This window comes from Candidatus Obscuribacterales bacterium, assembly GCA_036703605.1.
Classification (GTDB): Bacteria; Cyanobacteriota; Cyanobacteriia; order RECH01; family RECH01; genus RECH01.
Genome location: DATNRH010001208.1, coordinates 1 through 2,782, shown reverse-complemented (window position 1 = coordinate 2,782; position 2,782 = coordinate 1). Strand labels below are relative to the sequence as shown.

At 51.9% G+C, this 2,782-nt stretch carries 3 protein-coding genes; all 3 read right to left on the bottom strand.

The genetic code is table 11. The features are described from left to right. Nucleotides 1–263 precede the first annotated feature (263 nt). Nucleotides 264–1,352, bottom strand: a complete 1,089-nt coding sequence (locus tag V6D20_25020; GenBank protein ID HEY9819044.1) for a sensor domain-containing diguanylate cyclase — start codon at nucleotides 1,350–1,352, stop codon at nucleotides 264–266. Next, nucleotides 1,352–2,005, bottom strand: a complete 654-nt coding sequence (locus V6D20_25015; GenBank protein HEY9819043.1) for a PAS domain-containing protein — start codon at nucleotides 2,003–2,005, stop codon at nucleotides 1,352–1,354. Before V6D20_25015 ends, V6D20_25020 begins: the two co-directional genes overlap by 1 nt. A gap of 548 nt (nucleotides 2,006–2,553) precedes the next feature. Beyond that, the coding region (locus V6D20_25010) for a hypothetical protein (GenBank protein HEY9819042.1) at nucleotides 2,554–2,782 on the bottom strand (229 nt) is incomplete at its 5' end.

Sequence of the window (2,782 nt, the reverse complement as noted above, 5' to 3'; positions counted from 1 at the left end):
GGATCTCTTTGCACTTTAGCAGACGGCGATCCTGCTTGAGCATCTGCCTTACAGTTTGGTGCTCTTTTTTCAGCAAGCCCTAGTTAAAACAACTGAGCTTCGGATACAAAGTCTTTGGAACAATAGCCTGAGTGTTCTCCTTAATGAGGGGACGCTCGGGCTATATCTAATGCAGTTGAAACAGTCCCAGATGCACGCCTAAACGCTGGAACGTCTCCAGGATGTCTTGACGCGCTAACTTATTTGATCAGGGCTATCACTAGTCAATCCGACTGGTAGAAACGGTAGGTATTGCGGCCCTGGTTTTTGGTTTGGTAGAGGGCGTGGTCGGCGTGGCGCAGCAGGGCGGTGGGATCGGTGCCATCCTGGGGAAAGAGAGCGATGCCGATGCTGGTGCCGATGTGCAGATGGTGGTCATCGATTACAAAGGCAAGCTGCAGACTTTCCAAAATGCGATCGCACGTACGTCCCACCGACTCTAGCGCCGTCAGCCGCGAGATCACTAGAATAAATTCGTCGCCCCCCCAGCGTACCAGCAGATCTTCTTTGCGCAGACAGTGGGTCAGGCGTTGGGCCACCTGATGCAGCATTTGATCGCCCACCCCGTGGCCCAGGCTGTCGTTGACGTCTTTGAATCTGTCGAGGTCTAAAAAGGCCACCGCCGCTTGGGCATGTTGGCGATCTGCCTGAGCCAGCACCTTGGGCAGGTAGATGTCGAGAAAGGCGCGATTCGGTAGACCGGTAAGCTGGTCGTAGAAGGCCTGGCGGTGAATTTTGGCCTCGGCCTGCTTTTTCTCAGTGATGTCGCGTACCAGCCAGCGCAAGCGTGTTTCACCATTCTCAGAGCTAATGGATACAGTAATCGCTACATCAATGACCACACCCTCTCGGGGTACGATCTGGGTTTCCCAGGTTTTGATGGGCAACGGCTGGGTGGTGTGATTGATTTGGGTCAGCAGGTCGTAGAGGGCACGGCGTTTTTTGACCGGGAGAAACAGCACCATGGGTTTGCCCACCAGCGACTCTTGGGGCAGGTGTAGCAGGGCAGCGATCGCCACATTCCCTACCTGAATGACCCCCTTAGCATCGGTCACCAAGTAGCCGTCGGGGGCGAGGTTGAAAAGATCTTGGTAGCGCTGACGCTCGGTTTCTAGCTGCTGGCGGTAGTCGGCCAGGCCCTGATTCTGCTGAATCAATTCTTCGTGGGCGGTGCGCAGCTCTTCGAGTACTAGGCTGAGATCGTTGAGAGCCTGGGATAGCAGTTCGGGATGTATAGGCAATGTGCTGGCGCGCTGATGCAATAGCAGCGCCCGTTGCTGCACGGCTTCTATGCGCTTAACGATCATGTTCATTAGACGTTACCTTGGCGGCAGTCGCTGAGATCTTGGCGCAATTGGGCATTGGCTTGCAAAAGCTCAGCGGTGCGGGCGGCAATTAGACGTTCGAAATCGGCTTGGGCCGCTTGGATCTCCTGCCCCATAGGGCGTTGATGAGATATATCTCGCAGCGACCAAAGAATAGTGCTCACTCCTTGGCGGCTGTTTTTGAGGAACTTGGTGGCGATCGCCACCGTGACGGGCTCCTGTTTCCGCGATTTGAAGGTAACTTCCCACGGTGTAGCAGACGTGGGCTGAGCTAACCGCCGCTGAAACGTTGACCAGTTACCCTGCTCGATCAGCACAACCAAGGGTTTACCCAGCAGTCCTTCTTGGGGGAGGGCAAACAATAGCTCTGCTGCCCGATTGGCCTGGTAAATTTTGCCGGTTTCGTCGGTGACTAGATAACCATCGGGGGCCAGCTCAAACAGGGTGCGGTAGCGCTGGAGTTCAAGGTCAACCTGATGCCGGGTGTCGCTGAGCATCTGATTTTGCTGGCGTAGTTCTGCATCGACTGCCTGGAGTTCTTCGAGTACCAGGTAGAGATCTTTGAGCGCCAGATTTAGCAGCGACGGGTCAACAGGGTTGGTGATAGCCTGCTCCCGCAACCGCAGGGCACGTTGATACACTGCTTCGATTTGGTGAAAGATACTTATAGGTCAACCTCCTTAGGAAGGGTTGATCATTCCAAAGGAATGCAGCTAGTAGCACTTCCTTCAGAAGTCTTATTTTAGCTTAAAAATCGCTTCTTTTCCATAGTGCCAAATATTTTGCCAAGCATAGTTGCCAGCAAAACAGGTTTACCGTCGCCATTCAAGCCTTTATGACAGTTGTTCTGTATGTCAGGCTCGGTGTAAGGTCTGTAGTTTGCTCACAGAAAACTTCTCTTGGCGTTGCTGAATCGCGATAGGGTTGGCGCTAACGAAGCGTGAGCGAGATGTTCAGACTCGCAATTCATTCACAATGAAGGTAACGAGAGCATCTTGCTCCCATTCTGATTTCATAGTTTTATTCAGTAACGCTCTTTTTCGTTGAACTTAAATAGGTTTAACATTCTCTGATTTCCTCTAAGTCAATAATGCTTTTCTAGGCATGATATTAAATTCGGCTGAATTGAACTTTGATGGGTGCGTTGCCATATATGTCATGCAATCAAACTAGTTTCAGAGAGTGTTCTTTATCCATCCCTAACAGTGCTATCAAGTACAGTTTCAATCGCCAGCAAAACTAAATCATCGCCATTGATCTGGGCCATCTTGCGGGCATTGAGGTACATGGTCTGGAGACCAATGGTTTCAAAATGATGCACCACTTCAAAGTCATTGACCTGCAAGTCTTGGGGCAGCAGGTCGTAGAGCAGCGATCGCAGCTTGGGACTATCCCACTGGCCATTGCCCAACTCAAAG

Coding starts and splice junctions, on each gene's coding strand:
- V6D20_25020 (HEY9819044.1), bottom strand. CDS start 1,352: ATGAACATGATCGTTAAGCGCATAGAAGCCGTGCAGCAACGGGCGCTG.